Source organism: Ruegeria sp. BG5 (assembly GCF_056538425.1).
On sequence record NZ_JBQFTC010000001.1, the window covers coordinates 251636 to 278610 of the forward strand.

Below are 26975 nucleotides of genomic sequence, written 5' to 3' on the forward strand. Positions count from 1 at the left end.
GGTTTGACCGGACAGGAGCCTTTTCACAATGGTTGGCAGTGCAAATCTCAACATCATGATCAAAGCCGCGCGCAAGGCGGGGCGGTCTCTGGTCAAGGATTTCCGTGAAGTCGAGAACCTGCAGGTGTCGATGAAGGGCGCGGGCGACTTTGTGTCCAAGGCCGATATCGCCGCCGAGGCCATCCTGAAAGAAGAACTGCTGGGTGCGCGCCCGACCTATGGCTGGCTGGCCGAAGAGGGCGGTTCGATTGACGGCGAGGACCCGACCCGCCGCTGGATCGTCGATCCGCTGGACGGCACCACCAACTTCCTGCACGGTTTGCCGCATTGGGCGGTGTCCATCGCACTGGAACACAAGGGTAAGATCGTGTCCGGTGTGATCTACGACCCTGCCAAGGACGAGATGTTCTTTGCCGAAAAGGGCGAAGGCGCATGGATGAACGATATGCGTATCCGCGTGTCCGGTCGTCACCGCATGATTGAATCGATCTTCTCGACCGGTCTGCCCTTTGGTGGCCGTTCCGATCTACCTGCAACCCTGCAAGACCTTGCGCGCCTGATGCCCGCCTGCGCCGGTGTGCGTCGCTGGGGCGCTGCCGCCTTGGACATGGCCTATGTGGCGGCTGGCCGTTACGAAGGGTTCTGGGAACGCCGCCTGAACGCATGGGATCTGGCCGCTGGTATGATCATCGTGAAAGAAGCGGGTGGCTTTGTGCAGCCTTTGAACCCCGAAGGCAGCGTGCTGGAAGACGGCGAGGTTATCTGCGCCAACGAGCCGATCTTTGACAGTTTTGCCAAGGTAATCCGGGGCTAAGACACGCCTACTTGCGCGGCACGCGCGGGATGCGTGATTGCGATAGCTTGTATTTCGTCTCGGGGTGTGGCGGATGGCCATGGGTGCGATCCCAGAACGCTGTGCCGCCGCGTTTCAGCCATAGCGGGATACACAGGATCAGCCCGACGACGAACCCTCCGGTATGGGCCCAATAGGCCACGCCGCCTTCGTCGGGGTTGCTGTTCAGGCTGCCGTAGAACTGCATCACCAGCCAGACGCCCAGCATCACAATAGCCGGGATCGAAAAGACCCTGAAATAGACGATCAGGATCAGCAGAATATCGACGCGGGCCTTTGGGAACAGCAAAAGATAGCCGCCCATCACCCCGGCAATTGCGCCCGAGGCTCCGATTGTCGGCACCACCGAATCCGGCGCAGTAATGACGTGGATCAGCCCGGCCCCTAATCCGGCGACGAGATAGAAGAGCAGAAAGGGCAGGTGGCCCATTTCATCTTCCAGATTGTCCCCGAAGATCCAAAGAAACAGCATGTTCCCGGCCAGATGCATCCAGCCGCCATGCAGGAACATGGACGTCACGAATGTCTCGAACGCATAGCCATCCGCGATGCGCGCGGGAATGATCGCGTAGTCGAAATAGAACCGCTGGATCAATTGCGGGTTATCCATGATCCCCACATAGCTGAGGAAGATCAGGATATTCGCCGCCATCAGCGTGTAAACGACATAGGGCGTGCGCCCCGAGGGGTTATGGTCGCGGATCGGAAACATGGCGCGACGCTGGGCTTTTCAGGGCCCAGCGTCAAGGTCAGCTTATGCCGCACCGCCCAACAACGCGGCGTTACCGCCTGCGGCTGTGGTATCGACACAGACATGCCGTTCGCCCAACACGCGGGCGCGGTCCGGCAGGCCGGGGATCAGCGGCAGGATCGGACCGTCGCGACGGGCCAGATGCTGTTCGATCTGACGGGCGGTATCCTCATCGCCCCACCACAAAACGCCCGAAATGCCGGTCAGGTTCTCCAAGCGATGCAGATCAAGCGCTCCGGCAGCCTCAATCGCGGTTCCACCCAAGGCCAGAACCGCATCGGCCTGTGCATGTGATGCCGTGGAACCGGGGCCAAGGCACAGGACCGGTGGCCGTGCAAACTCGGACAACCGGTTCGATTCCCCTGTCGGTCCGGGCAGGGTTTGCGTCTGAACCGGTGCAGGTTGGCCTTTTGGCGCGGGCAACTCTGCCGATGCGCTCCAGGTCTCAGATGCCGACTGGCGATCCGGTGCGCAGAACCGGGCCATATAGTTGGGGCCCCCCGCCTTGGGCCCGGTGCCCGACAGCCCCTCGCCACCGAAGGGCTGAGAACCGACGATGGCCCCGATCTGGTTGCGGTTGACATAAACGTTGCCCGCGTGGATCGCCTCGGTCACGTGCTGGACGCGGTCGTCGATACGCGTGTGCAGGCCGAAGGTCAGGCCATATCCGGTGGCGTTGATGTCCGCGATCACCTGATCGATCTCTTGTGCTTTGAAGCGGGCCACGTGCAGAACCGGGCCAAAGATTTCACGCTCAAGATCAGCGATACCGCTGATTTCGATCAGTGTCGGGGCGATAAACACCCCCTCGGGCGGGGTGCCGAGTTCCTTGAGAACGCGCCCTTCGGCCCGCGCTTTGGCGACGTGATCCGCAATGCCCTGACGCGCGGTTTCGTCGATCACCGGGCCGCAATCGGTTGAAATCAGCCACGGGTCGCCGACGCGCAGCGCATCCATCGCGCCCTTGAGCATCGTCAGTACATCCTCGGCGATGTCCTCTTGCAGATACAGGCAACGCAGGGCCGAGCATCGCTGGCCAGCGGACTGAAACGCGCTTTCGATGATCGATTGCACGGCCTGTTCCGGCAGCGCGGTGCTGTCGACGATCATCGCATTCAGCCCGCCTGTTTCCGCGATCAACGGCGTGCCGGGCCGCATGTTCTGCGCCATGGCCGAGCGGATTTTCAGCGCCGTTGCCGTCGATCCCGTGAAGGCCACGCCCGAGATGCGCGCGTCCGAGGTCAGCGCCGCGCCCACCTCTGGCCCGCCGGGAAGCAGTTGCAGCGCATCACGGGGCACCCCGGCCTCGTGCAGCAACTGAATGGCGCGATGCGCGATCAGCGGGGTTTGCGGCGCGGGTTTTGCCAGAACCGCATTGCCGGTTGCCAGCGCTGCGGAAATCTGACCGGTGAAGATCGCCAGCGGGAAGTTCCACGGGCTGATGCAGGTGAAAATCCCGGCAGGCTTGGCCGCAGGGATGTTGGCCGCATAGTAGCGCAGGAAATCTACCGCCTCGCGCAGCTCAGCCACCGCATCAAGCAGCGATTTACCGGCCTCGCGGGCCAAAAGGGCGAACAGCTCACCGAAATGGGCCTCGTACAGATCAGCGGCCTTGTTCAGAACCTCAGTGCGTTGCGCGGCAGGGGCCTGCCATGGGCTGGCCGAGGCCAAAGCCAGTTCGACATCTGCGGTGCTGGCGGGGGCAACCGCGCCGGGCTTGTCCTGAGGGTGCGCCGGGTTGATGACAGGTTGATCTGCCGCGGGTTTGGCCCGCTCGGACAGCAGGGGCTGCGCATACCAGTGATGCGCCCGGAACCGGTCCCGCGCCGCATCGATCTTGTCGAGCGTCGGTGTATGCCGCAGGTCAAACCCCTTGGAATTCGGGCGTTCCGGCAGAAACAGTTCCGGCCCGGTCGGCAGCGGTGTTGAGGCTGACTGAACGGCGGTGAACGGGTCGGCTGCAACCTCTTCCGGCGGCACGGCCTCATCCACGATCTGGTTCACGAAGGACGAGTTCGCGCCGTTTTCCAGCAAGCGCCGGACCAGATAGGCCAGAAGGTCACGATGCGCCCCGACGGGAGCATAGATGCGGCAGCGGGTCTTGTGCTTCTCCATGACCAGTTGATGCAGCGTCTCACCCATGCCGTGCAGGCGTTGGAATTCGAACGGCTGATCCTTGGCCATATGAAGAATGGCGCTGACGGTGTGGGCGTTGTGGGTCGCGAATTGCGGGTAGATGCGGTCGGTCATGCCCAAGAGCTTGCGCGCATTGGCGATGTAGGAGATGTCGGTGGCCGCCTTGTGAGTAAAGACAGGGAACCCATCGACCCCTTCGACCTGCGCACGCTTGATCTCGGTATCCCAATAGGCGCCTTTGACCAGACGGACCATCAGCTTGCGGTCATGGCGCTGCGCCATGTCATAGAGCGTGTCCAGCACCAACCCCGCGCGCGGCCCGTAAGCCTGCACAACGATGCCAAAGCCATCCCAACCGGCCAGCGCAGGCTCGGCCATAACCTCTTCGATCACTTGCAACGACAGGGACAGGCGGTCGGCCTCTTCGGCGTCCACGTTCAGGCCCATCCCGGCGGCTTTGGCCAACAGGGCCAGTGCGCGCAGGCGCGGCACCAGCTCATCCATGACACGCTCTTCCTGTGCCAATTCATAGCGCGGGTGCAGGGCGGACAGCTTGACCGAGATGCCGGGGTTTGCGCGGATGTCGTCATGGGTGCACGCCTCGGCAATGGCGGCGATGGCGCGGGAATAGGACAGGTGATAGCGGGCGGCGTCGGCCTCGGTGCGCGCGGCCTCGCCCAGCATGTCATAGGAATAGGTGTAGCCCTTGGCCTCCATCCCGCTGGCGCGGCCCATGGCGGATTGAATGGTCTCTCCCAGAACGAATTGCCGGCCCATTTCCTTCATGGCGCGGCCAACGGCGGTGCGAATGACCGGCTCACCCAGCCGTTTGATCGCCCCGCGCAGGGCGCTGACGGGGGACGCCTTGCCTTCATCCAGCACCTTGCCGGTCAGCATCAAAGCCCAGGTCGAGGCATTGACCAGCGAGGATGAGGACTGGCCCAGATGCTTGCCCCAGTCCGAGGGCGCAATCTTGTCTTCGATCAGCGCGTCGATCGTGTCTGCATCCGGCACGCGCAACAGCGCCTCGGCCAGACACATCAAGGCCACGCCTTCGTCGGTCGACAGGCCGTATTCGGCCAGAAACACCTCCATCATCCCCGGCGAGGTGCTTGACCGGATGTCGCGGACCAGCTGGGCGGCGGCAGCGCAAATGGCGGTGCGATCTGCGTCGGTCAGGTTTGCCGTGTCGATCTGGGACTGCAGCACAGAGGACTGCTCCGCATAGGTTTGAGTGTCGATTAGGGTGCGCAGGCTGTGTGACATGAATCCTCCGGGCGTTTTTAGTAGTATATGCGTAAAAAATCAGGACAATCGCTTGAAGGTTGATGTATCATGGGCCATTCGCCTGAAATTTGGGTTTTGAACGATGCAAATGCACTTTCCTGAACTGGATCGGTTCGACCGGTCCATCCTGCAAGCCCTGGCCGAGGATGGGCGTATCTCGGTCGCGGATCTGGCCCGGCGGATCGGGTTGTCCAAATCTCCGACGCAGGCGCGGTTGAAACGGCTTGAGGCGGATGGGGTCATCAAAGGCTACCGCGCGATGCTGGATCCGATCCGGCTGGGATTGGATCACGTGGCCTTTGTCGAGGTGCGCATGACGGACACGCGGGAAAAGGCGCTGGCCGAGTTCAATGCGGCGGTCCGCAAGATTGCCGAGATCGAACAGGCGCATATGATTGCGTCGAATTTCGACTATCTGCTGAAGGTCAGGACCGGTTCCATGTCGGAATACCGGGCTGTTTTGGCCGAAAAGATCTCGTCCCTGCCGCATGTGGCCAGCACATCGACCTTTGTCGCGATGGAGGCTGTAAAGGAAACCGGAATGCTGGGCGCACTGGACGCAACTTGACAGAACCTCATCCCGCGCCATCCTTGGATTATGCGACATCTACTCCAGGCAGCGATCATTGGGTGTGCGGTAGCGTCTGCGGCGACAGCACAGTCTTGCCCGGACGCGCCAGATCATATCGACGGCGTCAGTGACCTGATTGCGCAGACCCAAAAGGCCGGGTCCGAGACCGAGGCGCGCGTATTCTCCAGCCAGATGTGGGAGCTTTGGACCGATGCGCCCGATGCCAAATCCCAGACTATGCTGGATCGGGGCATGGCGCGGCGCGAGGCTTGGGACCTGATCGGGGCTTTGGACGAGTTGAACGCGCTAGTCGACTACTGCCCGCAATATGCGGAAGGGTACAATCAGCGGGCCTTTGTCAATTACCTGCGGCAGGATTACGGATCGGCGCTGCGCGACCTCGACATCGCGATTGAGCTGTCTCCGAACCATGTTGCGGCGATCAGCGGGCGGGCCTTGTCGCTGCTTGGCCTGAACCGGCTGGACGAGGCAAGAACCGCGCTAAAAGACGCGCTGGACCTTAATCCCTGGTTGTCGGAACGGGCCCTGCTGGCACCCGGCGGACCGTTGGACCCGCCCGGACAGGACACCTAATCAGGGTGCATCGGCCGCCCACCAACGGCGCGCGTGATTTCACGTGCAGCGGCTGAGACCAGATCGCCGAACCGATCAATCGTTTCCGAATTAAACCGCGCGGTTGGCCCGGACACGGACACTCCGGCGCAGGGCAGGTTTTGTTCGTTGAATATCACCGCACCGATACAGGACATCCCAAGATAGCGTTCCTCGACATCATACGACCAGCCACGCTGCCGGATAACCTGCAAATCCGCCTCAAGAGAGGCGACATCGCTGTGCGTGTGTTCGGTGAAGGCTTCGAGCGTTGATGAAGACAGCAGTTTCCGCACGCCATCGGGCTCCATCGCGGCCAGAATCGCCTTGCCCGTGCCCGAGGCGTACATGGGCGTCCGCGCACCCGGCGGGAAAAAGGCGCGGATCGGGTTCTTCGTCTCGATCTGGCCGACAAAGACCACGTCTCCGGCGTCTGGTACGGCCAGATTTGCGGTCTCGCCGGTCTCCTGCATCAGCCTGTGCATGATGGGTCGCGAGATTTCGACCACGTTGTTGCGTTTCAAAAAGGCGGCCCCGGCGCGATACGCCTCGATCCCGACCATCCATTCCTGCCGGTCTTCGTCAAAGCGCACAAAGCCGCGATTGGCGAGCGTGGCCAGTATGCGATGGGTGGTGGCGGTCGGCACGCCGGTCTCGCGGCTCAGATCCGTCAGGGTGCAGCGTTCCAGCCGGGCAACGGCGCTGAGGGTGCCTAGGGCGCGGTCCAGAGATTGCAGCGTCCCGGCCGAGCTTTCCTTGAACAGGGATTTCGGCCTGCCGCGCGGTCGTTTCGGTGTGTCCAATCCAGCCCCCTTGTCGCGTTTCGGCAAAACCATAGGGGGTAGGCAGAATTTTTCATATAGTGGAAAATATTTTTATTTTTTGGTCGTTGAGGCGATCTTGGTCTCACTCAGTCACGTTGAGAGAATGCGCCGCTTTTCAGCCATCACCTCGCGCCGCTGTTGTTCGATGCCCAGCCGGAACGAGTCTTCCACGAAATCGATATGATCGAACGCGGCCTGTTCAGCGCGCTGCTCGTCCCCATCTATGACGGACTGACCAAGTTCCAGATGTTGGTCGAGCAGCTTCTTGCCCGAACCATCAATCGATTTCAAAAAGCTGCGGTTGTAGAAAACGCCCTGTTTGGTCAACTCGTAGATCGAGGCCATCATATGGATCAACGTGGCGTTCTGGCTGGCATCGACAATTGCGGCATGCAGCGCAAAATCAGCCTCGCGCGATGCCTTTGCGTCATTCTCCTGCCAGGCACGTTCGTTTTCGGCCAGAATCTCGGCAATGCGTTCCTTATCGGCTTTGGTCGCACGACGCGCGGCGAGACGGGCGGCAAAGCCTTCCTGCTCGCGCCGGTATTCCAGATAGTCGAAAAACGCAGGCTCGTGCCGTTCATAAAGGGCCAACAGGGCTGGCAGCATCGCTTGGCCGGTCAAAGCGGCAACAAAGGTGCCTTCTCCGTGTTGCGTGGTCACAAGGCCGCGTTCTTCCAGAACCGACAATGCCTCGCGCAGCTTCGGGCGTGACACGCGCAGCATCTCAGCCAGATCGCGTTCCGACGGCAGTTTGCGCCCCTGTTTCAGGATGCCCGAAGCAATCAGATCCTCGATCTGCGCAACCACTGCGTCAGCCAGCGATTCGTGTCCGACTGGTTCGAAAATCGCTTTGGTGGACATGGGTGTCGCCTCGCTTTGGGTGTAAAGAACGGGTCTATTGGTAAATAAATATAACCATCTGTTGGAAAAACTCAAGAAAACACGCTGCGCCTGATTTTTGGGCACAATTCATTCATTTAAATGCAATTTTCGACGTGGTGGACGCTGAGGGAATGCCCGTCGTCGATCAAATTATATTGGGAAAGCTCCTGTAATCGCCTTGGTGATCTTGCCCACTGGTAAACAAAATTGTTGACTGGTTTGTAATGGTAAAGTTAATTTACCACTGGAGAGGCGCTGGAAGAGCCTGCGCCGCTGATCGAGGCACTTGCCCGACCTACCCTGGAGGAGATTTCATGAAGAAGACCCTGACGAGCCTGGCCGTTGCTGCCAGCGTTCTGGCCGCACCAGCGATTGCCGCTGACAAGCTTTTGCTGAAAACCCCGATTGCCTTCTCGACCGAATTGCCGGGCCTGGGCTCGCCGATTCCGCGCGTGGCCGAGCAGTTGGACCTGATGTCGGGCGGTACGCTGAAAATGAAGGTGTATGAGCCGGGCAAGCTGGTTCCGCCGTTCGAAATTCTGGACGCTGTGTCCACCGGTAAGATCAACTCGGGCTACACCACTGCCGGATATTGGGCCGGTAAAATCCCCGCCGCGCCGCTGTTCTCGGCCGTGCCTTTTGGCCCCGAAGCGGGCGAATACATGGCGTGGCTGTATTACGGCAACGGCATGAGCCTGTATCAGGAGATGTACGATCAGGCCGGCTACAACGTCCACGTCATCCCTTGCGCGGTTATTGCACCCGAAACCTCGGGCTGGTTCGCGACCGAGATCAACTCGCCCGAAGACCTGAACGGCCTGAAAATGCGCTTCTTCGGTCTGGGCGGCAAAGTCATGCAGAAACTGGGCGTCGCAACCTCGCTGCTGCCGGGTGGCGAGATTTTCCCAGCACTGGAAAAAGGCGCCATCGACGCGACCGAATTCTCGATGCCCGCGATCGATGCGCGTCTGGGCTTCCACAAGCTGGTCAAATTCAACTATTTCCCCGGCTGGCACCAGCAGGCGACCGTGTTTGAGTTGATGATCAATAAGGACGTCTGGAACGAGACCAGCGATCAGCACAAGGCGATTATCGAAAACGCCTGTAAGGCCTCGATGGCGGACAGCTTTGCCGAAGGTGAAGCGATCCAGCACGCGGCGCTGATCGACAATGTCGAAAACAACGGTGTCACCATCAAGCAATGGTCGCCCGAGATGCTGGATACCTTCCGCGCGACCTGGGAAGAGGTTGCTGCTGAGGAAGCCGCAAACGACGCCTTCTTTGCCAAAGTCCTGGCCGACATGAACGAATTCCGTGACGGCTATGACCTGTGGAAGACCAACGCCTTCCTCCCGCGTCAGTAACCTTCCTGACTGACGCAACCGGGGCGGCGGCAACCGTCGCTCCGGTTCTTTGTTTCTGAATTTCGGACTTTCTAACCTTTCACCGCCCGCGCGCCGGGCTGCTGAGCGAGGAATGACCATGGCCACGCAAAAGAACCTCAACGATCCGGTCGAAGCCTATGAGGGCATCCTGGAACATCCCGAGACCGACCGCCAGAAAATCGCCGTGGCGATCGACACCAGCGTCAAGGCCGTAGGTCACGTGGTCATGTGGGCGAACGTCCTGCTGATGGCGGCGATCTTCTCTCAGGTCTCGCTGCGTTACCTGTTCAGCCAGAACTATCCCAAGCTGGATGAGATCCAGTGGCACTTTTACGGCATCGTCACGATGATCGGCATTTCCTACGCCCTGATCACCGACAGCCATGTGCGTGTGGACGTCTTGCATATGCAGCTGTCTCGCCGGGCGCAGCGGATCATCGAAGTGATCGGCATCCTGACCCTGCTGACCCCGTTCATCTATCTGATGATCGATCAGGGCTATGACTATTTCTACGAAAGCTTCCGCGTCAATGAACGGTCTGACAGCCCCACCGGTCTGCCTGCTCGTTGGGCGTTTAAGGCGGTCATTCCGATCAGTTTCATCCTGCTGGCGCTGGCCGCGCTGGCGCGGTTGATCCACGATGGACACGCGCTGCTTTATGGGCCGGCCTCGGAACGCAAAGGCGCGCCGCTGCGCCGTATCCTGCTGGTGCTGGCTGTCTTTGCCGCCGTTTGCGTGGGCCTGACGTTCCTTGTTGAGACGACCGAGGAAAAGCTGGTCATCGCGATGTTCCTGACCTTTATCGCGCTGCTGTTTACCGGCTATCCGGTGGCTTGGGTTCTGGCCGGTGTCGGTGTGGCCTACTGTGGTTTGGCCTACCTGTTCGACAATGATCTGATGTTGTGGACCGGATTGGAAAGCACGTTTACCGGGCTCGATTACCTGACCCTCGGCGCGGTGGTAAATCGTGTCTACGCGACCATGTCCAACGCGGTTCTGGTGGCGCTGCCGATGTTCATCTTCATGGGCCTGATGCTGGACGAATCCGGTGTGGCCGAGCGTCTGATGTCTTCGATGCAGCGCCTGTTCGGCACCGTGCGCGGAGGTCTTGCGATTACCGTGACTCTGATCGGGATCATCCTTGCGGCCTCGACGGGCATCATCGGTGCGTCTGTTGTGCTGCTGGGCGTGCTGTCGCTGCCGTCGATGATGCAGCAGAAATACCAGCCGACGCTGGCGGCGGGTGTGGTGTCGGCCTCGGGCACGCTGGGCATCCTGATCCCGCCGTCGATCATGCTGGTGATCATGGCTGACCAGATGGCCTTGTCTGTCGGAGACCTGTTCATGGCCGCTGTCTTCCCCGGCGTGATCATCGGTGGCCTCTACCTGACCTATATCTTCATCCTCGCGCTGGTGAAGCGCGACGCAGCCCCGGTGCCCGAGGGCGCAAAGGCCCCCGACTGGGCCGCCGTCAAGGACGTGCTGATCGCGGTCATCCCGACGCTGATGCTGATCCTCGCGGTTCTGGGGTCGATCTTTGCTGGTCTGACCACTCCAACCGAGGCCTCAGGTATCGGTGCGTTGGGTGCGACGCTGCTGGCGCTTGGCTATCGCAAGCTGAGCTTTGCGAAACTGTGGAACGTGCTGGTCTCGACCTTCAACACCACCGCCTATATCTTCGCGATCTTCCTTGGGGCGACTGTATTCTCCTACGTCCTGCGTGAATTGGGCGGCGACGAGTTGATCGAACACGTCGTGCAATCCACCGGGTTCGGAGCCAACGGCACCATCCTCTTCATCCTGTTCATCGTCTTCCTGCTGGGCTTTGTGCTGGACTGGATCGAGATCACGCTGATCGTGCTGCCCTTGATGCGCCCCATCGTGAACGGGTTGGGCATCGACATTCCCGGTTTTGGCGTTCTGGATGAACCGGCGCTGGTGTGGTTCGTCATCCTTGTCGCGGTGACGCTGCAAACCAGCTTTCTGACACCGCCGGTTGGCTTCGCCCTGTTCTACCTGAAAGGCGTGTGCCCGCCCGAGATCAAGCTGACCCACATCTACAAAGGCATTATCCCCTTTGTCCTGTTGCAGCTGACCGGCCTGGCATTAGTCTTCCTGTGGCCAACCCTAGCCACCTGGCTACCTTCGGTCGCTTACTAAGGAGCCTGCCTGATGCGCCTGACCCAATGTCATAACTTCCACGACTTCAGGCGGCTGGCCAAACAGCGGCTGCCGGGGCCGATCTTCAACTACATCGACGGTGGCGCGGATGATGAGGTGACGTATCGCGAAAACACCAACGCGTTCGACCGTTGCGACCTGCTGCCCTCGGTCCTGCGCGGGGTGAAGGACGTGGATATGTCGGTCACGGTGATGGGGCAAAAGCTGGACATGCCGGTCTATTGTTCGCCCACCGCCCTGCAGCGCCTGTTCCACCATCAGGGCGAACGCGCGGTGGCAGCGGCGGCTGAGAAATACGGGACGATGTTCGGGGTGTCCTCGCTGGGCACGGTCTCGCTTGAGGAGTTGCGGCAAAAGCACAAGAACCCGCAGGTCTATCAGTTCTACTTCCACAAGGATCGCGGGTTGAACTCGGCCATGATGCAGCGCGCCAAAGAAGCCGGTGTCGAGGTGATGATGCTGACCGTTGACAGCATCACCGGCGGCAATCGTGAGCGTGACCTGCGCACCGGGTTTTCCATCCCGTTCCGCCTGACGCTGGGTGGCATGATCCAGTTTGCGATCAAGCCGATGTGGGGGATCAACTATGTCACGCATGAGAAATTCCGCCTGCCGCAACTGGAAGAACACGTCGACATGGGCGGCGGTGCCAGTTCCATCGGCGGCTATTTCACCGACATGCTGGACCCGTCGATGAACTGGGATGACGTGGCGCAGATGGTGCGCGACTGGGACGGTCAGTTCTGCCTCAAGGGCGTCATGACCGTCGAGGATGCCAAACGCGCCGCCGAGATCGGCTGCACCGGCATCATCCTGTCGAATCACGGCGGGCGGCAACTGGACGGGTCGCGCACGCCGTTCGATCAACTGGCCGAGATTGTCGATGCGGTGGGTGACAAGCTGGACGTGATGATGGACAGTGGCATCCAACGTGGCACGCATGTGCTGAAGGCACTGTCGATAGGGGCCAAAGCTGTGGGCGTCGGACGGCACTATCTGTACCCGCTGGCCGCTGCAGGGCAGGCGGGGGTCGAACGCTCCCTTGGCTTGATGCGGGCCGAGATTGAACGCGACATGAAACTGATGGGCGTCACCAGCATCGATCAACTGAGCCGCGAGAACATCCGTTTTCGCAACGTATAGAACGGGCCGGAGGCTGCCATGACCAATGACGCGCTGATCAAACATTTCCGTTCCATCGTCGGATCGCGCCACGTCCTGACAGGCGAACGCGCGACCGAACGGTTCCGGCGCGGCTTCCGCTCGGGCGAGGGGGAGGCGCTGTGCGTCATTCAACCCGGTTCTTTGTTGGAACAGTGGAAGGTGCTGCAAGCCTGCGTTGCCGCCGACAAGATCGTCATTATGCAGGCGGCCAATACCGGACTGACCGAGGGGTCGACCCCTTCGGGCAGTTATGATCGCGATGTGGTGCTGATCAACACGCGGCGGATGGATGCTCTGGTGCCCCTGAATGATGGCGCGCAGATCGTCAGCTTTCCGGGCGCCACCCTGTTTGCATTGGAGAAACTGCTGGCCCCGCTTGGGCGCGAGCCGCATTCGGTGATCGGATCATCCTGTATCGGCGCGTCGATTGTGGGTGGCGTCTGCAACAACTCGGGCGGTTCGCTGGTTGAACGCGGGCCGGTTTATACGGAACTGTCCGTCTATGCCCGGATCACCGAACAGGGCGAGTTGGAACTGGTCAACCATCTGGGCATCGATCTGGGCGAAACGCCCGAGGAAATCCTTGCCAATCTCGATGCAGGACAGTTCGAGCGCAATCCGGGGGCGACGAACAAGCGCGCCTCGGCCAGCGACTATGCGCAGATCGTACGGGACGTGGATGCCGAAACACCTGCGCGGTTCAACGCGGACAAGGCCAAACTGTTCGAATCCGCCGGATCCGCCGGAAAATTGGCGGTGTTTGCCGTGCGTCTTGATACCTTCCCCAAGAACAAGGCCGAACAGGTCTTCTATATCGGAACCAACGACCCCGAGGATCTGGCAGACTTGCGTCGACATATCCTGTCCGAGTTCCAGTCTCTGCCGGTATCCGCCGAATACATGCAGCGTGAGGTATTCGACATCACCGCGAAATACGGCAAGGACACGGTGGTGATGATCGACAAGCTGGGCACAGATCGGCTGCCATTCTTCTTTGCCATGAAGGGGGCCGTGGATGCCCGTTTGCGCCGCGTTCCGTTCCTCAGCAGTTTTACCGACAGGTTCATGCAAATGGCGGTGTCTTTGTGGCCCCGCGTACTGCCTAAACGAATGACGCAGTTCCGGGACAAGTACGAACACCACCTGATCCTGAAGATGAAAGAGGGTGGCATCGCCGAGGCCGCCAGTTGGTTGCCGGAATTTCTGAAAGACCGTGATGCGGATTTCTTCGAATGCGACGCGCGCGAGGCCAAGATTGCCGGTCTGCACCGGTTTGCCGCCGCGGGTGCCGCCGTGCGCTATATGGCCATCCATGCCAATGAGGTTGAAGACATCATCGCGCTGGATGTCGCCCTGCGCCGCAACGATAGGGAATGGTTGGAAAAACTGCCCCCCGAGATCGAGGATCAACTGGTCCACAAACTCTATTACGGCCACTTCATGTGCCACGTGATGCATCAGGATTACGTGGTCCGGAAGGGGGCAGATCCCAAGGCGCTCAAGGCTGCGATGCTGAAGCTGTTCGATCAGCGCGGGGCGGAATACCCGGCAGAACACAATGTTGGCCACCTGTATAAGGCCAAGCCCGATCTGGCGGCACATTACACATGCTGCGATCCGACCAACTCGTTCAATCCGGGTATCGGGAAAATGTCGAAGGCAAAACACTATCAGGATCAACGCGGTGTGAACTCTGCCGCACAATAGGACTAAGGCTCGCAGAAGTCGCGGAACGAGCGTGAACAGCATCCTGTTCGCCAGGTCGGCCTGATTGATACTGCGGGACCGTCGCAGGTATCCAAAGCAGCCTTTTGCAACTTTTTTGTTTCTCTACGGGAAACCCCCAATTTCGCCGCGAAAAGGGATTCGTTAGAACGAACCCAACCACAGGTCGCGCGCGACCAAACAGTTTTTCCCCGATGAGGGGCTGGTCACTACCCCCTCGGCCGGCCCCTCAATAATTTTTGGGCGTGGGTTTACTGTGCCTCTTCCAGCATCCGAGATACCAACGCCGGTAATTCGGTTGCACTGTCATAGGCAACGGTGTGCGGAATCTCCGCGACCGGCGATTTTCGGTAGCCTTGGGTAAACAGCAGAAATGGAATCCCCGCCCGGTCCGAGGTTTCTGCATCCACTTCGCTGTCCCCGACAAACAGGCGTGGCCCTGGGGCGCTGAGCGCGTCAAAGCTGGCGAACAGGTGGCTGGGGTCGGGTTTTCGTGTGTCCAGGCTGTCGCCACCAAGGACCGCATCGAAGAAAGGTGACAGGTTGAGCGCATCCAGAATGTGATGGGCCGGGGCCTCGGGCTTGTTGGTACAGACGCCAAGGGTACAGCCCATGCGTCTGAGGTCGTCCAACGCCTCGGGAATGCCATCATAGGGCACAGTCGTTTTGCTGGCCCCGGCATTGTAATGGGCCAGCATCACTTTGGTCAGTTCGCTGTGGCGGTCCATCGGCAGGTTACAGTGCCGGATCACGCGCTCGACCAGCTTGGGCAGACCGTTTCCGACGAATCGACCGATGACCTCTGGGGGCAGGGGCGGCAGGCCGACGTCGTCCAGCGTCCGGTTTGCGGCTGCCACGATATCGCCGAGGCTGTCGATCAGAGTTCCATCGAGGTCAAATACAACCGCTGCCATCACTGAATACCTGCCTAATTGCTGAATTTGTCAAAGACTTATCGTGGCTTGGCGCTGGTCGCAAACCGGCAAATTCCCGCGCGTGCAAACAGGGCACTTGACATACCTTACTAAAATAATCAGATTAAGCGCAGGAACAGAGAGCCAGCCCATTCTCGGGTCAGCCAGAGTAATAAACCGCGAACAAACAAGGCCGTTTGCCTGAAAACTTCTGGAGTTGACCGATGAACGCGCAGACCCCGACCCCGAACCCTACTCAATCCTATGCTGTGTCCATGCTGCCTTCGCACAAAGCCGAAGAGCTGACAAAGGGTGGCAACCTGGCCCATATCGAGCTGGGCGATCAAATGTATACCCTGCGCATCACCCGCGCGGGCAAATTGATTCTCACCAAATGAGCGCGCCGACGTCGCGGGGTGGGGCGTCCGTTGGCCGGTTGTCCGACCTCGACCCGATCGAAGCAGGTGCTGTTATGTATCTGCGGCTTTGGGGCGATGGCCCCAAGGGCCGTGCGGATGCAGCAAGTGATTTCGACATTGCGCTGGGCGCGGATCAGGGCCGGGCGGCGATGCTGACGCTGGATCGGCTGTGCTCGCTTTGTGCCCATCACGGTCGCCGACCGCTGGTGCGGCATGGGTTGGGATGCGGATGCCTGGGCGCGGATGAAAACTGTTTCGCGCAAATGATCGGCGCGGCAGCCGAAGGCGCGCGCGAGGATGCGATGATGATGGCATCCCTGATCGTGCGTCCGGATTTTGCCCCGGCTCTGGCATCACTGTCCGAGGAACTGGGCCTGACCCTGCGGCGAATGATGACGGCCATTCCGATGCAGACCACCGGCCACCAGACCCCCTCGACCGTGTTGCACTAAACGACGCGGTAAACCCCGGCTTAACGGCCGGGGTTACTTTGTCAGCAGCAGCCACATCCCGCGTGATGGTGGTCGTGATCGCAAACCTGCGCCGGAGTGAAATCACCGACCTCTGACAACACATCCCTAAGCGCGAACAGGATCATATCCACATCCTCGGCTTCGATGGTCAGGGGCGGGCGGATTTTCAGGATATTGTCCTTTGGCCCCTCACTGCCGATCAGGATGCGGTGGTCGCGCATCCGGTTCTTGACGTATTTGCAGATTTCAGTGCCTTCCGAGCCGTCGGGGTTGATCAACTCCACCCCCAGAAACAGCCCCATCCCGCGAACATCTCCGACACATCCGAAATCAGATTCGATCTGGCGCAACCCGTCGATCAGCCGCGCACCCATCAGGCGCGCATTCTCCTGCAGGCCTTCGTCATCGACGATATCCAGCACCTCTTTGCCGATCCGGCAAGACAGGGTCGAGCCGCCAAAGGTCGAGAAAAACTCGATCCCGTTGTCAAAGCTTTGGGCGATCTCTTTGGTGGTGACCACAACGCCCAGAGGGTGGCCGTTACCGATGGGCTTGCCCATCACCACGATGTCCGGCAACGCGCCCTGATGCTCAAAACCGAAATAGTAGTCACCCAGACGACCCAGCCCGGTTTGCACCTCATCCGCGATGCAAACACCCCCAGCAGCGCGAATTTTCTCATAAACGGCAGGCAGATAGCCCTTGGGCGGAATGATCTGCCCCCCGACCGAGGGGAAGGTTTCTGCGATGAACCCGGCAAGCCCATGGCCTTTGCTTTGCAACGCGGTGATCGCCGGATCGACGAAATCGGCGAACTTCTGGGCGCGGTCCGGATCATCGCGCCGGAACGATCCGCGATAATCATCCGCGACCTCGACCAGTTCAACCCAATCCGCCTGACCAACCCCGCCGGGTTTGTTGAACTTATAGGCCGAGATTGCCACCGCCGCGTTGGTATTGCCGTGATAACCATGATCCGGCGTCACGATCCCCTTGGCCCCGGTATGGGCGCGGGCCAGCCGCAGGGCCAGTTCGTTGGCCTCGGTGCCGGAATTGACGAAGAAACAGACCTCAAGGTGATCGGGCAGTTTCGACAAGACCTTATCGGCAAACGCCGTCTGTGCCGGATGCAGATACCGCGTGTTCGAGTTCATGCGCTTCAACTGATCCGCCGCAACGGCCTGAATGCGAGGATGCGCATGGCCCACATGGGGGACGTTGTTATACGCGTCCAAATAGGGGCGACCCCATTCGTCGAACAGATGGTGCTTCCACCCGCGCACCAGCATGACCGGATCATCATAGGTCAGCGACAGGTTGCCGCCGAAATGCTCATGGCGGCCTTGCAGAATGGCCTGCTTGTCGGTCGGTTGATAGAGCACCTTGTCATCCGGCAAGTTCAACAACGCGGCGGGGTTCGGGCAGACCGCATGCCACAGGAACATCTCGTCCGGGTCGCCCACGCCGGGCCAGTCGGCCTCCATCCCAACCGTCGTCAGCGCCAATTGGAAATGCACATGCGGGGACCAGCTGCCATTCTGGCTGGCATCGCCAAGCTGTGCGAAGGCTGCGCCCTGCGCCACCGGATCGCCCGGTTTCAGCCGATCACAGACCTCGGGGTCCAGATGGCCGTAGAGGGTGTAGAACGGATCGCCTTGGGGCGTTTCATGGCGCAGGATCACCACGCCGCCATAATCCAGATGGCTGTCCCGGTTTTCGACCACTTCGACCCGCCCACTGACAGGCGCGTGCAATGCGGTGCCTGCCGGGGCAAAGACATCCACCGCCAGATGCACTGTCCGCCGGTCCGACGCCTTCCACGGACCTTTGCGAAACCCCGGTTCTGCATAAATCAGGCGCGGTTCGTCGTAATATCCAAGCCAAAGCCCGTCTCCGAACTCTTCCCCGACCCGCGCGGCCTCTTCCAAAGGCATGTGGAACGGGTTTTGCGGCCAGGTCGAGTTTTCCACCGACAGCGAGCCCATGGGAACCTCGCCAAGGTCTTGTCCGAACATCTGGGCAAAGTGACCGCGATGTGCCGCCAGATAGGCGTGAACACGCTCGGCCCCGTCGGTGACCGGCAGGTGACATGCGGCGCGCAGACGCGCTGGCATCAAGCCGCCATTGACCGCAGCGTTTTCCAGAAACCGCCACGCCGGAGCCTGTGAAATCGTCACATAGGGATCATCCGGGTTCTCCGCTGCCATCAGGGTCGAGTTCACCACGGACACAGCCAACCGCATCCGCAGAAGTGGCCAGATCAGATCAAGCTCTTGCGGGCGCAGGCGGTTCGCGGCGTGATAGCCGCGTACCAACGCAGTCAGCGCGCGTTCGGGTTTCGGGTGATCCAGCACGATATAGGCACCGGCAATGGCCAGGTCGCACACGCGGGGCGCCGCGCACATATCGCCCAGATCGATCAGGCCCGTGACGGTCTGGCCCTGACCCAGCGCGCCATCGACCAGAACATTGTAATCGTTGGCGTCGTTGTGAATGGCCTGTCTCGGCAGGCTCGCAAGCGTGTCCGAAATGGCGTCGAACCCGGCGACTATTTCGCCCAGCAATCTGCGTCGGTCTTCATCCTCAATTACATCCAGTTGATCCGCAATCCAACCGGCCTGCGTCAGATCCCACTTGAAACCTGCCCGATCCAACCCGTCATGCGCGAAGCCTTCCAGCGCCCGATCCGTCGCGCCAAGAACGCGCCCCAACCTCAGGATCAATTCCTCGCTTTTGGGCGCGGCTTGCGCGTAACTCTCGCCGGGCAAACACTCGAGCAGCCAGACCAAACGGGACGCACTGGTTTTGTCCTGAATCTCCGGCAAAACGTCGCCATTCAAATCCGCAAAGACCGTTGGGAAGGGCAGGCCCGGGGCCGACGCGCCGATATGCTCCAACGCCTTGATCTGCAGATCCACCAAACCGCGCGCGCAGCCGGGGCGCATGACCTTGAGAATGTAATCCTGCCCGTTTTTCGCCTGCACCAGAAAGTTCAGATCATACTCACCATCCAGCCGCGTCAAACGCGCCTCAAGCCCCCAGTGCAGCCGCAGCGCAGTTGCCCAGAACACAGTCATATCGCTCATACCCTGTTCGTCCGACACCAGGATCCCCTTCATCTGGCTGAAAATATCTTCGGGGGGAGACGCGCCCTCAGGCGCGGCGGGGGGCAGACAGCCCCCCTGACCTCAGTCCAGCGCGCGCAAACGTTTGAACAGCGAGGACGTGTCCCACCGACCGCCACCCAGCTTTTGCACATCCTTGTAGAACTGGTCGACCAAAGCCGTCACTGGCAAGGAGGCCCCGGTTTCATTCGCCGTCTCCAGACAGATCCCCAGATCCTTGCGCATCCAGTCCACCGCAAATCCATGATCGAAATGATCGTCCAGCATGGTTTCATAGCGGTTCGCCATCTGCCAGCTGCCCGCAGCACCCTGGCTGATCACCTCAACGACCGAGCGCCCATCCAGCCCGGCCTTTTCGGCAAAATGCAACGCTTCGCTCAGGCCCTGAACCAGACCGGCAATGGCAATCTGGTTGCACATCTTGGTCATTTGCCCCGCGCCGCTGTCACCGATCCTGCGGCAGATCTTGGAATAGACCTGCATGATCGGCTCTGCCGCATCGTAAGCCACCTGATCGCCGCCGCACATGATCGACAATGCGCCATTCTCGGCACCCGCCTGACCGCCCGAGATTGGGGCGTCCACAAAGGCAATTCCCTTGCTATGCGCCGCGGCATACAGCTCGCGTGTGACCTTGGCGGACACGGTGGTGTGATCGACGAATGTTGCCCCTTCGGCCATGCCTTGAAAGGCGCCGTCCTCGCCGGTGCAGACCATGCGCAAATCGTCGTCATTGCCGACGCAGGCCATCACGAAATCTGCGCCCTGAGCAGCCTCTTGCGGGGTGATCGCCATCGCGCCGCCATGTTGGGCAACCCAGGCTTCGGCCTTTGCGGCTGTCCGATTGAAAACGGTCACCTCATGACCCGCCGCCTGCAAATGTCCGGCCATTGGATAGCCCATGACGCCCAAACCCAGAAACGCAACTTTTGCCATTTGGTGATCCTCTCTGCTGACCGGCCCCGTATCATTCAGCGGGCCGGAGTGTTGGTCAGAGACAAAGCAAAGCTGCGCCCAAAGGGCAACCCCGCGTCACGCCTTGCCGCCCAGATCCTGAAGGATCGGGCAGTCGGGGCGATCATCCCCTGCACAGGCGTCGATCAGGTGACTCAGCGTGTCGCGCATGGCCTTCAGGTCCGCGATCTTGGCATCGATTTGCGCCAGATGATCGCGGGCCACCCGTTTGACATCCGCACTGGCCCGCGTTTCGTCTTCGTAAAGCGCCAGCAGGGTGCGGCAATCTTCGATGGTGAACCCCAAAGCGCGGGCGCGGCCCAGAAAGGTCAGCTTGTGCAGGTCCTGAGGGCGGAAGACCCGGTACCCATTGTCGTCGCGCAGGGGTTTGATCAGAGCGATCTCTTCGTAGTAGCGGATGGTTTTGGCGGGCAGGCCGGTTTGTGCAGCGACATCTCCGATATTCATGCGCGGACCTCCTTGGATGTCGCCTTTGCGTTATCAGGCAGATCCGCGCGTACCCGCCGCAGGCGCAGCGCGTTCGAGACGACAAAGACACTGGACAAGGCCATCGCCCCTGCGGCCAAGGCCGGGGACAGCAAGTGACCTCCAAACGGATAGAGAACCCCCGCCGCAACCGGGATCAGAAGGATGTTATATCCAAAGGCCCAGCCCAGGTTCTGCCGAATGTTACGCATTGTGCGGCGGCTTATTTCAACCGCATTTGCAACGCCGCGCAAATCGCCGGACATCAGAACGACGTCCGCAGTCTCAATCGCTACGTCTGTGCCGGTCCCTATGGCGACACCTATGTCGGCCGCAGCAAGGGCAAGGGCGTCGTTGATGCCGTCGCCAACGAAAGCCAGGGAGCCAAACCGGTCCTGCAAGGATTGTATCGCGTCCCGTTTTCCGTCCGGCAGGACTTCGGCTGTGACATGATCGATACCCAAACGGTTGGCCAATGCCCTCGCCGTACGGGTGTTGTCGCCGGTGACCATCGCCAACGTCAAACCGGCCTCGCGCAGGCGCGCTAAAGCCTCGGGCGTGCCGGGTTTGATTGGGTCGGAAACATACAGCGCCGCCGCCAGCCGCCCATCAATCGCCACGAATAGCGGCGTTGCGCCTTCGGTGGCGCGGGCGTCGGACTCGGCTTGCAGCTCACCAAGGTCAAGGCCCTGTTGCTGCATCAGGGTCTTGGATCCGATCAGAACGCGCCGACCTTCGACCACGCCCTGCACCCCGAGGCCCGTCAGGGATTGAACCTCGGACGCATCGGGCAAATCTTTGGGACCGGCCCGCGTGACTGCCGATGCGATCGGATGCTCTGAACGTGCTTCCAGCGCCGCAGCTAAACGAAGCACCTCGGTCGGGTCGAACCCGGTTGTCGTTGTGATGTTGTCGAATTCGGGACGGCCCAGTGTCAACGTACCGGTCTTGTCCAATGCGATCACCTTTGCCTGTTGCAATTGCTGCAACGCATCACCCTTGCGGAACAGCACGCCCAGTTCGGCTGCCCGGCCCGTGCCCACCATGATCGAGGTCGGCGTTGCCAGACCCATGGCGCAGGGGCAGGCGATGATCAGGACCGAGACCCCGGCCACCAGCGCCAGCGGCAATGAGGGCGCAGGCCCGAATAGCAACCACGCGAGGACGGTCAGAACAGCGACAGTGATGACTGCCGGAACAAAGCGATAGGTGATCCGGTCCACCAGCCCCTGGATTGGCAGTTTGGCCACCTGCGCCTGTTCCACCAATCGAATGACCTGCGCCAGGACTGTATCGGCCCCGACACGTGTGGCCTGCACCCGCAGAGCACCGGTTCCGTTTATGGTGCCCCCAACAACCGGATCGCCGGGTGATTTGCCGACCGGAACGGGTTCGCCTGTGATCATGCTTTCATCCACAAACGTAGAGCCCTCCAACACCTGCCCATCGACCGCGATGCGCTCGCCGGGCCGAATTTGCAGGATGTCGCCCACAGTGATGTCGGCAATGGGGCGGTCGATAGCAGCGCCGCCCTGTTCAACTCGCGCGGTTTTGGGCTGCAGCCCGATCAGCTTGCGAATGGCTACGCCGGTTTTGCCTTTGGCGCGCGCCTCCATCCAGCGGCCCAGAAGGATCAGAACCACGATGACAGCGGCGGCTTCGAAATACACATTTGCTGTGCCCTGCGGCAGCACGCCGGGCGCAAAGGTCGCGGTCACCGAATAGAGGTAGGCGGCACCGGTTCCTAACGCGACCAGCGCGTTCATATCCGGCGTTCCGCGCAGCAGGGACGGGATGCCTTTTCGATAGAACACCCGCCCAGGACCGATCAGCAAAACTGTCGTCAGCGCGAATTGAATCAACTGACTGGTTTGCGCGCCAATGGTGCCGTGCACCCAGTGGTGGAAGGCGGGGATCATGTGGCCGCCCATCTCAAGAATGAACACCGGTGCCGCAAGTAGCGCGGCCAGCAACGTGGTCTGCTTCAGCTTTTGCGCCTCATCATCCTGCGTCGCGGGGGCAGTGCCATTCTGCCCCTCGATCCGGGCCGGATAACCAAGATCGGCCGCGACCCGAGCCAGTGTCGCGGGCGTGGTGGCATCCTCAAGATAAGTCACCCGAGCCGCCCCGGTCGCCAGATTGACATCAGCAGTCAAAACACCTGTGGTCGCGGCAAGCGCACGTTCGATCTTCGCCACGCAAGAGGCGCAGTTCATCCCGGTGAGCGCAAGGACAGTCTGTTCGATCGCCGCAGGATAACCGGCATCGTCCAGCGCTTCGGTCAGCGCCGTAACCGGACCCGTGGTTACGACCTGCGCAGTGTGGGTTGCCAAGTTGACCGAGGCGGACTCGACGCCTGCAACACCGTTCAACGCAGCTTCGGCCCGCGCAACGCAAGAGGCGCAGTTCAGTCCGGTGATCTTGATCTGTATTGGTTGAGGCTGTGCCATACGACTCGTCTCGGAACTATCTTTGCCCTCCACATGAGGGTTCCAGTGACGGGAAGGTCAAGGGGCGCGCCATGGATTTTCGCGGAAATCAGGCGTTAATGCAGTTGGGGCATTCGGAAGTGCGTCTGACGAGGTACACCGTCAGTTTTGCAGCAAACGGTCCAGCAACAATGTCTGTTCACCCGTCGCGGGCTGTGTCCGGACCGCATTCGGGGAGGCAAAAAAACCATAGAGGACAACAAGAAAGGCGCAACCGGCACCTGCAAGCGCGATCAGGGCGATATTCATCGTTGAACGTAGCATGGTAGTCCGTCCTCCGTCCGCGAAGGTGATTTGAAGGGTCTCTGCGACCTAATTCGATTGGGCCAGTGCTTGTTTCAGCCGTTCATTTTCAGCCTGCAACTGCGCCAGTTGCTGTCCCAGGGCGTTCAGATGCGGGCGCAGTTCAGCCTCGGTATAACGGGGCGTGATATGGCTGGGGCAATTCCAGTCCAGCGCCTCGACCCGGATGATCACGGCGCGTTCGGCGCGTGTGGTGGCCCCGTCGGGATACAGGCTGGTTGTGGCCGCCTCGCCTTCGGTAAACTCCACACGCCCCAGAATCTTGAGACGGCGCTGATTGGCGTAATCCATCAGGATCATCGCAATTCGATCGTTCCCGTCCAGATTCCCGCGCGAGATATACTGTTTGTTGCCGGAAAAATCGGCATAGCCGATGGTCTGTGTCCCCAGCACCTTCAAGAACCCGACAGGGCCGCCGCGATACTGAACATAAGGCCATCCAGTCTCGGACACGGTGGCCTGATAGAACCCGTCCCGCGCTGTGATAAACGCTTTTTCCGCATCGCCGATCAGGTGGCCTTGCTGTGGGCCACCTTCGATAAACTTGGCATAGGTTTTTGCCGATCCCATCCGTTCCTGATGGGCGCGAACGGCTGGGGTGAAGGTCAGTTCGGAAAAGGCGCGCGGCATGGTTTGTCCTTTCACAGACCCAAGTCTGACAGCCCCGGATGGTCTTCCGGGCGTTCGCCCTGCGGCCAGTGAAACAGGCGGTCATCCTCGGTGATCGGCAAATCGTTTAACGAGGCGTGACGATGCGACATGCGCCCGTCCTCGGCAAATTCCCAATTCTCATTGCCATAAGACCGGAACCACTGACCGCTGTCATCGTGCCATTCATAGGCATAGCGCACCGCAATGCGATTGTCGGAAAAGGCCCAAAGCTCTTTTATCAGGCGATAGTCCAGTTCCTTGCGCCACTTGCGGGTCAGGAAGGCGTGGATGTCGGCGTGGCCGGACAGAAATTCGGCCCGGTTCCGCCATTGGCTGTGTTCGGTATAGGCCGGGGTCACGACATCTGCATCACGGGAATTCCAGGCGTTTTCTGCCATACGAACCTTTTGCGTGGCGGTTTCGACGGTGAAGGGCGGCAGCGGTGGTCGGGACATTTTCGGGTGCTCTTTCAGACGAGTGCAGCGGCGATCATCGCCAGGGTCAACAGGACCGGCAGATATTGTGGTGGAACAAGGTTGGCGTGTCGTTTCATCGGTCAAATCCTTGGGTGAACTGATCGGTAAGAATACCTCTAAAGTGTACCGATCTGTCAATAAACTCAAGCATTATTTTGCGACTTGATGTAATTCCTTAAGAAACGGGGCGAAAAGCTATGTATTTCAACGGGGTAGGCAAGGTGGATTGAACCGCGCGGCCAAGTTTAATATGTACAGGTCAGTACATGCAGGAGCGGGATCATGCGCCCAAACAAACGAGATGAGCTTGTTCGCAAGGCGATGCAGGTGTTCTATCGCGACGGGTTTCACGCGACTGGCATGGACAAGCTGGTGGTGGAAACGGGCGTGTCGAAAACCTCGATGTACAAGCATTTCCGCACCAAGGAAGAGTTGATCCTGGCCGTCCTGCGCCTGCGGGACGAAAGCTTTCGCGAGTGGGTTCTGGGGCGTATGTCAGACAGGGCCGACACGCCGGCGGGGCAAATCCTGGCCAGTTTCGACGCCCTCAAGGAATGGTTCGAACAGGACGAGTTTCGCGGCTGCATGTTCATCAAGGCGGGGGCCGAGTATCAGGAAGCCGATCATCCGATCCATGTTCAGGCCGCCAGACACAAGCAGGTGATGCTGGATCATTTCACGCACCTTGCACAAAAGGCGGGCGCCCCTGCACCTGAAACGCTGGCACGACAGATTGTCTTGCTGCAGGAAGGTGCAATAGTCTCTGCCGTGCTGTTGAAAAGCGGCGACCCTGCCGAAGACGCCAAAGAGGCTGCCGCATTACTGCTGAAAACCGCCCTGGCCTAACCCTCCGGGAAAGAACGTTGCGTTGTTCAGGGGCCCAACGCCACGTCACATGGATTGGCGGGAAGCGCTGGGCTAGGTAGCCTATAACAAACGCTTATCCGGAGATCTGAAGATGTCGCTTTTCACCTCGTCCGCCGCCTGGGTTACAGATGAACACCGCATGTTTGCCGATATGGCAGGCCGGTTCATGGATGATGAACTTTCCCCGAATGTTGAAACATGGGCCGACAACGGCGTTGTCGACCGCGCGTTTTGGCACAAGGTCGGCGAAGCAGGGCTGATGGCGGGCTCGGTCGCCGAAGAATATGGCGGCGTTGGTGGCGGCATGGGGTTCGATGCCGTGACAATCTATGAACAAGCCGCGCGTGGTGATGCGGGTTGGGGGTATGGAATTCAGTCCATCGTGACCCACTACATCGCGACATATGGCAGCGAAGACCAAAAGCAAAAATGGCTGCCCAAGCTGATCTCGGGCGAAATGGTCGGCGCGCTTGCAATGACAGAACCGGGCACCGGGTCCGACGTTCAGGCCGTGCGGACGACGGCCGAGAAGGATGGCAACTCTTACAAGCTCAACGGGTCCAAGATTTTCATCACCAACGGTCAGTCGGCGGACCTGATCGTTGTTGCGGCGAAAACGGATAAGTCCCTTGGGGCAAAGGGTGTCTCCCTGATCGCGGTCGAAACCGAAGGCGCGGATGGGTTTCGCCGGGGGCGTAACCTCAAAAAGCTGGGCATGAAGGGCAACGACACCGCCGAGCTGTTCTTTGAGGATGTCAAAGTGCCGTTGACGAACTTGCTGGGCCCGGATGAGGGGCAGGGGTTTTATCAGTTGATGAAGCAATTGCCCTGGGAACGTCTGACCATCGGTCTGATGGCCCTTGGGGCAATCGATTTCGCCATCGCCGAGACGGTGAAATACGTGCAAGAGCGTAAGGCCTTCGGTCAGCGTGTCATGGACTTCCAGAACACGCGTTTCAAACTGGCCGAGTGCAAGACCAAGGCCGAAGTGCTGCGCAGCTTTGTGAACGACTGTATCGCCAAGCTGGAGGCTGGAGAACTGGACGCCGCGACAGCCTCGATGGTCAAATACTGGGGGTCCGAGGTGCAGAACGAAATCATGCACGAATGCCTGCAACTGTTTGGCGGCTATGGGTTCATGATGGAATACCCGATTGCCCGTCTTTACGCGGATGCACGAGTGCAGATGATCTATGGCGGCACTAACGAAGTTATGAAAGAACTGATCGCGCGGTCACTCGACGTCTAAGGGGCTCCCGCCCATCTTTGTCGTTTCTGTCGAAACGACTGTGCTGGTTGGGCCGGGCAGTTTGCAGAGGGCGTTTGTTCAGGCCCGAAGGGTCATATTCACCGCTGCCATCGAAATTTGCGCCGACACGACCCCGACAGGCCGTTCCTCTTTCCTCATCTTGAGTTGCTGCCACCTTGCGCGCTAATGCTGCG

23 protein-coding genes are annotated in these 26975 nt (G+C 60.1%); 11 read left to right on the top strand and 12 right to left on the bottom strand.

The features are described 5' to 3' along the window. Nucleotides 1-28 precede the first annotated feature (28 nt). Nucleotides 29-814, top strand: a complete 786-nt coding sequence (locus ACR0KX_RS01175) for an inositol monophosphatase family protein (protein WP_170622909.1) — start codon at nucleotides 29-31, stop codon at nucleotides 812-814. 7 nt (nucleotides 815-821) lie between these two features. Here ACR0KX_RS01175 and ACR0KX_RS01180 read toward each other — a convergent pair whose 3' ends face one another. Next, on the bottom strand, nucleotides 822-1565 hold the full coding sequence (locus ACR0KX_RS01180; protein WP_170622911.1) for a rhomboid family intramembrane serine protease: 744 nt from the start codon (nucleotides 1563-1565) through the stop codon (nucleotides 822-824). Between the two features lie 42 nt (nucleotides 1566-1607). Further along, entirely contained in the window at nucleotides 1608-5006 is a 3399-nt protein-coding gene (gene putA / locus ACR0KX_RS01185) for a bifunctional proline dehydrogenase/L-glutamate gamma-semialdehyde dehydrogenase PutA (RefSeq protein ID WP_170622913.1), read from the bottom strand. A 103-nt stretch (nucleotides 5007-5109) separates the two neighbouring features. On the opposite strand from putA, the gene ACR0KX_RS01190 reads away from it, so the two are divergent. After that, nucleotides 5110-5595 (top strand): winged helix-turn-helix transcriptional regulator, encoded by a 486-nt coding sequence (locus ACR0KX_RS01190; protein ID WP_170622915.1) that lies wholly within the window; start codon nucleotides 5110-5112, stop codon nucleotides 5593-5595. 30 nt (nucleotides 5596-5625) lie between these two features. Next, entirely contained in the window at nucleotides 5626-6192 is a 567-nt protein-coding gene (locus ACR0KX_RS01195) for a tetratricopeptide repeat protein (RefSeq protein WP_170622917.1), read from the top strand. Here ACR0KX_RS01195 and ACR0KX_RS01200 read toward each other — a convergent pair. Continuing rightward, nucleotides 6189-7013, bottom strand: a complete 825-nt coding sequence (locus tag ACR0KX_RS01200) for an IclR family transcriptional regulator (RefSeq protein WP_480707766.1) — start codon at nucleotides 7011-7013, stop codon at nucleotides 6189-6191. The two genes, ACR0KX_RS01195 and ACR0KX_RS01200, sit on opposite strands and share 4 nt — an antisense overlap. A 111-nt stretch (nucleotides 7014-7124) precedes the next feature. Beyond that, nucleotides 7125-7898, bottom strand: a complete 774-nt coding sequence (locus ACR0KX_RS01205) for a FadR/GntR family transcriptional regulator (RefSeq protein WP_170452553.1) — start codon at nucleotides 7896-7898, stop codon at nucleotides 7125-7127. Nucleotides 7899-8233: 335 nt separating this feature from the next. Here ACR0KX_RS01205 and ACR0KX_RS01210 point away from each other — a divergent pair, with 335 nt between their 5' ends. The 4 genes from ACR0KX_RS01210 to dld all read left to right on the top strand — a co-directional run bounded on the left by ACR0KX_RS01210 (nucleotide 8234) and on the right by dld (nucleotide 14357). Further along, nucleotides 8234-9283, top strand: coding sequence for a TRAP transporter substrate-binding protein (locus ACR0KX_RS01210; RefSeq protein ID WP_170521774.1), 1050 nt, complete (start codon nucleotides 8234-8236; stop codon nucleotides 9281-9283). Between the two features lie 118 nt (nucleotides 9284-9401). Continuing rightward, nucleotides 9402-11465: a TRAP transporter large permease subunit gene (locus ACR0KX_RS01215; RefSeq protein WP_170622923.1), complete on the top strand. Its 2064-nt coding sequence runs from the start codon at nucleotides 9402-9404 to the stop codon at nucleotides 11463-11465. Between the two features lie 12 nt (nucleotides 11466-11477). After that, nucleotides 11478-12629 (top strand): alpha-hydroxy acid oxidase, encoded by a 1152-nt coding sequence (locus ACR0KX_RS01220; RefSeq protein ID WP_170452549.1) that lies wholly within the window; start codon nucleotides 11478-11480, stop codon nucleotides 12627-12629. 18 nt (nucleotides 12630-12647) lie between these two features. Further along, a complete protein-coding gene (dld, locus tag ACR0KX_RS01225) occupies nucleotides 12648-14357 on the top strand; it encodes a D-lactate dehydrogenase (protein WP_170452547.1) in 1710 nt (569 codons plus the stop codon). Nucleotides 14358-14626: 269 nt separating this feature from the next. Here dld and gph read toward each other — a convergent pair whose 3' ends face one another. After that, nucleotides 14627-15289 (bottom strand): phosphoglycolate phosphatase, encoded by a 663-nt coding sequence (gph, locus tag ACR0KX_RS01230; RefSeq protein ID WP_480626333.1) that lies wholly within the window; start codon nucleotides 15287-15289, stop codon nucleotides 14627-14629. 224 nt (nucleotides 15290-15513) lie between these two features. Between gph and hemP the strand changes: the two genes are divergently transcribed. Together hemP and ACR0KX_RS01240 are read left to right on the top strand one after the other, a co-directional pair. Beyond that, nucleotides 15514-15687, top strand: coding sequence for a hemin uptake protein HemP (hemP, locus tag ACR0KX_RS01235; RefSeq protein WP_170452542.1), 174 nt, complete (start codon nucleotides 15514-15516; stop codon nucleotides 15685-15687). After that, complete coding sequence (locus tag ACR0KX_RS01240) at nucleotides 15684-16160, top strand: hypothetical protein (RefSeq protein WP_170452540.1); 477 nt, start codon at nucleotides 15684-15686, stop codon at nucleotides 16158-16160. The genes hemP and ACR0KX_RS01240 overlap by 4 nt, the downstream gene beginning before the upstream one ends. Nucleotides 16161-16201: 41 nt before the next feature. On the opposite strand, the gene ACR0KX_RS01245 is transcribed toward ACR0KX_RS01240, so the two are convergent. The 7 genes from ACR0KX_RS01245 to ACR0KX_RS01275 all read right to left on the bottom strand — a co-directional run bounded on the left by ACR0KX_RS01245 (nucleotide 16202) and on the right by ACR0KX_RS01275 (nucleotide 24644). After that, nucleotides 16202-19300 carry an aminotransferase class III-fold pyridoxal phosphate-dependent enzyme gene (locus ACR0KX_RS01245; protein WP_480707767.1) on the bottom strand — a complete coding sequence of 1033 codons (3099 nt, stop codon included), beginning with the start codon at nucleotides 19298-19300 and terminating at the stop codon, nucleotides 16202-16204. A 69-nt stretch (nucleotides 19301-19369) separates the two neighbouring features. Further along, nucleotides 19370-20242: an NAD(P)-dependent oxidoreductase gene (locus tag ACR0KX_RS01250; RefSeq protein ID WP_170622925.1), complete on the bottom strand. Its 873-nt coding sequence runs from the start codon at nucleotides 20240-20242 to the stop codon at nucleotides 19370-19372. Nucleotides 20243-20338: 96 nt separating this feature from the next. Next, nucleotides 20339-20728, bottom strand: a complete 390-nt coding sequence (cueR, locus tag ACR0KX_RS01255; protein ID WP_170452536.1) for a Cu(I)-responsive transcriptional regulator — start codon at nucleotides 20726-20728, stop codon at nucleotides 20339-20341. After that, nucleotides 20725-23196: a heavy metal translocating P-type ATPase gene (locus ACR0KX_RS01260; protein ID WP_170622926.1), complete on the bottom strand. Its 2472-nt coding sequence runs from the start codon at nucleotides 23194-23196 to the stop codon at nucleotides 20725-20727. The genes cueR and ACR0KX_RS01260 overlap by 4 nt, the downstream gene beginning before the upstream one ends. 141 nt (nucleotides 23197-23337) lie before the next feature. After that, entirely contained in the window at nucleotides 23338-23499 is a 162-nt protein-coding gene (locus ACR0KX_RS01265; protein ID WP_170452532.1) for a hypothetical protein, read from the bottom strand. Between the two features lie 48 nt (nucleotides 23500-23547). After that, complete coding sequence (locus ACR0KX_RS01270) at nucleotides 23548-24168, bottom strand: pyridoxamine 5'-phosphate oxidase family protein (protein ID WP_170622929.1); 621 nt, start codon at nucleotides 24166-24168, stop codon at nucleotides 23548-23550. 11 nt (nucleotides 24169-24179) lie between these two features. Continuing rightward, complete coding sequence (locus ACR0KX_RS01275) at nucleotides 24180-24644, bottom strand: nuclear transport factor 2 family protein (protein WP_170452529.1); 465 nt, start codon at nucleotides 24642-24644, stop codon at nucleotides 24180-24182. 303 nt (nucleotides 24645-24947) lie between these two features. On the opposite strand from ACR0KX_RS01275, the gene ACR0KX_RS01280 reads away from it, so the two are divergent. After that, nucleotides 24948-25511, top strand: a complete 564-nt coding sequence (locus ACR0KX_RS01280; RefSeq protein ID WP_170452525.1) for a TetR family transcriptional regulator — start codon at nucleotides 24948-24950, stop codon at nucleotides 25509-25511. Nucleotides 25512-25623: 112 nt separating this feature from the next. Beyond that, complete coding sequence (locus tag ACR0KX_RS01285; RefSeq protein WP_170452523.1) at nucleotides 25624-26781, top strand: acyl-CoA dehydrogenase family protein; 1158 nt, start codon at nucleotides 25624-25626, stop codon at nucleotides 26779-26781. The last annotated feature ends 194 nt before the right edge of the window (nucleotides 26782-26975 follow it).

Bases quoted from the DNA above. Each gene is read 5' to 3' on its own strand.
- ACR0KX_RS01175 (WP_170622909.1), top strand. From the start codon at position 29: ATGGTTGGCAGTGCAAATCTCAACATCATGATCAAAGCCGCGCGCAAG.
- ACR0KX_RS01180 (WP_170622911.1), bottom strand. From the start codon at position 1,565: ATGTTTCCGATCCGCGACCATAACCCCTCGGGGCGCACGCCCTATGTC.
- putA (WP_170622913.1), bottom strand. From the start codon at position 5,006: ATGTCACACAGCCTGCGCACCCTAATCGACACTCAAACCTATGCGGAG.
- ACR0KX_RS01190 (WP_170622915.1), top strand. From the start codon at position 5,110: ATGCAAATGCACTTTCCTGAACTGGATCGGTTCGACCGGTCCATCCTG.
- ACR0KX_RS01195 (WP_170622917.1), top strand. From the start codon at position 5,626: ATGCGACATCTACTCCAGGCAGCGATCATTGGGTGTGCGGTAGCGTCT.
- ACR0KX_RS01205 (WP_170452553.1), bottom strand. From the start codon at position 7,898: ATGTCCACCAAAGCGATTTTCGAACCAGTCGGACACGAATCGCTGGCT.
- ACR0KX_RS01210 (WP_170521774.1), top strand. From the start codon at position 8,234: ATGAAGAAGACCCTGACGAGCCTGGCCGTTGCTGCCAGCGTTCTGGCC.
- ACR0KX_RS01215 (WP_170622923.1), top strand. From the start codon at position 9,402: ATGGCCACGCAAAAGAACCTCAACGATCCGGTCGAAGCCTATGAGGGC.
- ACR0KX_RS01220 (WP_170452549.1), top strand. From the start codon at position 11,478: ATGCGCCTGACCCAATGTCATAACTTCCACGACTTCAGGCGGCTGGCC.
- dld (WP_170452547.1), top strand. From the start codon at position 12,648: ATGACCAATGACGCGCTGATCAAACATTTCCGTTCCATCGTCGGATCG.
- gph (WP_480626333.1), bottom strand. From the start codon at position 15,289: ATGGCAGCGGTTGTATTTGACCTCGATGGAACTCTGATCGACAGCCTC.
- hemP (WP_170452542.1), top strand. From the start codon at position 15,514: ATGAACGCGCAGACCCCGACCCCGAACCCTACTCAATCCTATGCTGTG.
- ACR0KX_RS01240 (WP_170452540.1), top strand. From the start codon at position 15,684: ATGAGCGCGCCGACGTCGCGGGGTGGGGCGTCCGTTGGCCGGTTGTCC.
- ACR0KX_RS01245 (WP_480707767.1), bottom strand. From the start codon at position 19,300: ATGAAGGGGATCCTGGTGTCGGACGAACAGGGTATGAGCGATATGACT.
- ACR0KX_RS01250 (WP_170622925.1), bottom strand. From the start codon at position 20,242: ATGGCAAAAGTTGCGTTTCTGGGTTTGGGCGTCATGGGCTATCCAATG.
- cueR (WP_170452536.1), bottom strand. From the start codon at position 20,728: ATGAATATCGGAGATGTCGCTGCACAAACCGGCCTGCCCGCCAAAACC.
- ACR0KX_RS01260 (WP_170622926.1), bottom strand. From the start codon at position 23,196: ATGGCACAGCCTCAACCAATACAGATCAAGATCACCGGACTGAACTGC.
- ACR0KX_RS01265 (WP_170452532.1), bottom strand. From the start codon at position 23,499: ATGCTACGTTCAACGATGAATATCGCCCTGATCGCGCTTGCAGGTGCC.
- ACR0KX_RS01270 (WP_170622929.1), bottom strand. From the start codon at position 24,168: ATGCCGCGCGCCTTTTCCGAACTGACCTTCACCCCAGCCGTTCGCGCC.
- ACR0KX_RS01275 (WP_170452529.1), bottom strand. From the start codon at position 24,644: ATGTCCCGACCACCGCTGCCGCCCTTCACCGTCGAAACCGCCACGCAA.
- ACR0KX_RS01280 (WP_170452525.1), top strand. From the start codon at position 24,948: ATGCGCCCAAACAAACGAGATGAGCTTGTTCGCAAGGCGATGCAGGTG.
- ACR0KX_RS01285 (WP_170452523.1), top strand. From the start codon at position 25,624: ATGTCGCTTTTCACCTCGTCCGCCGCCTGGGTTACAGATGAACACCGC.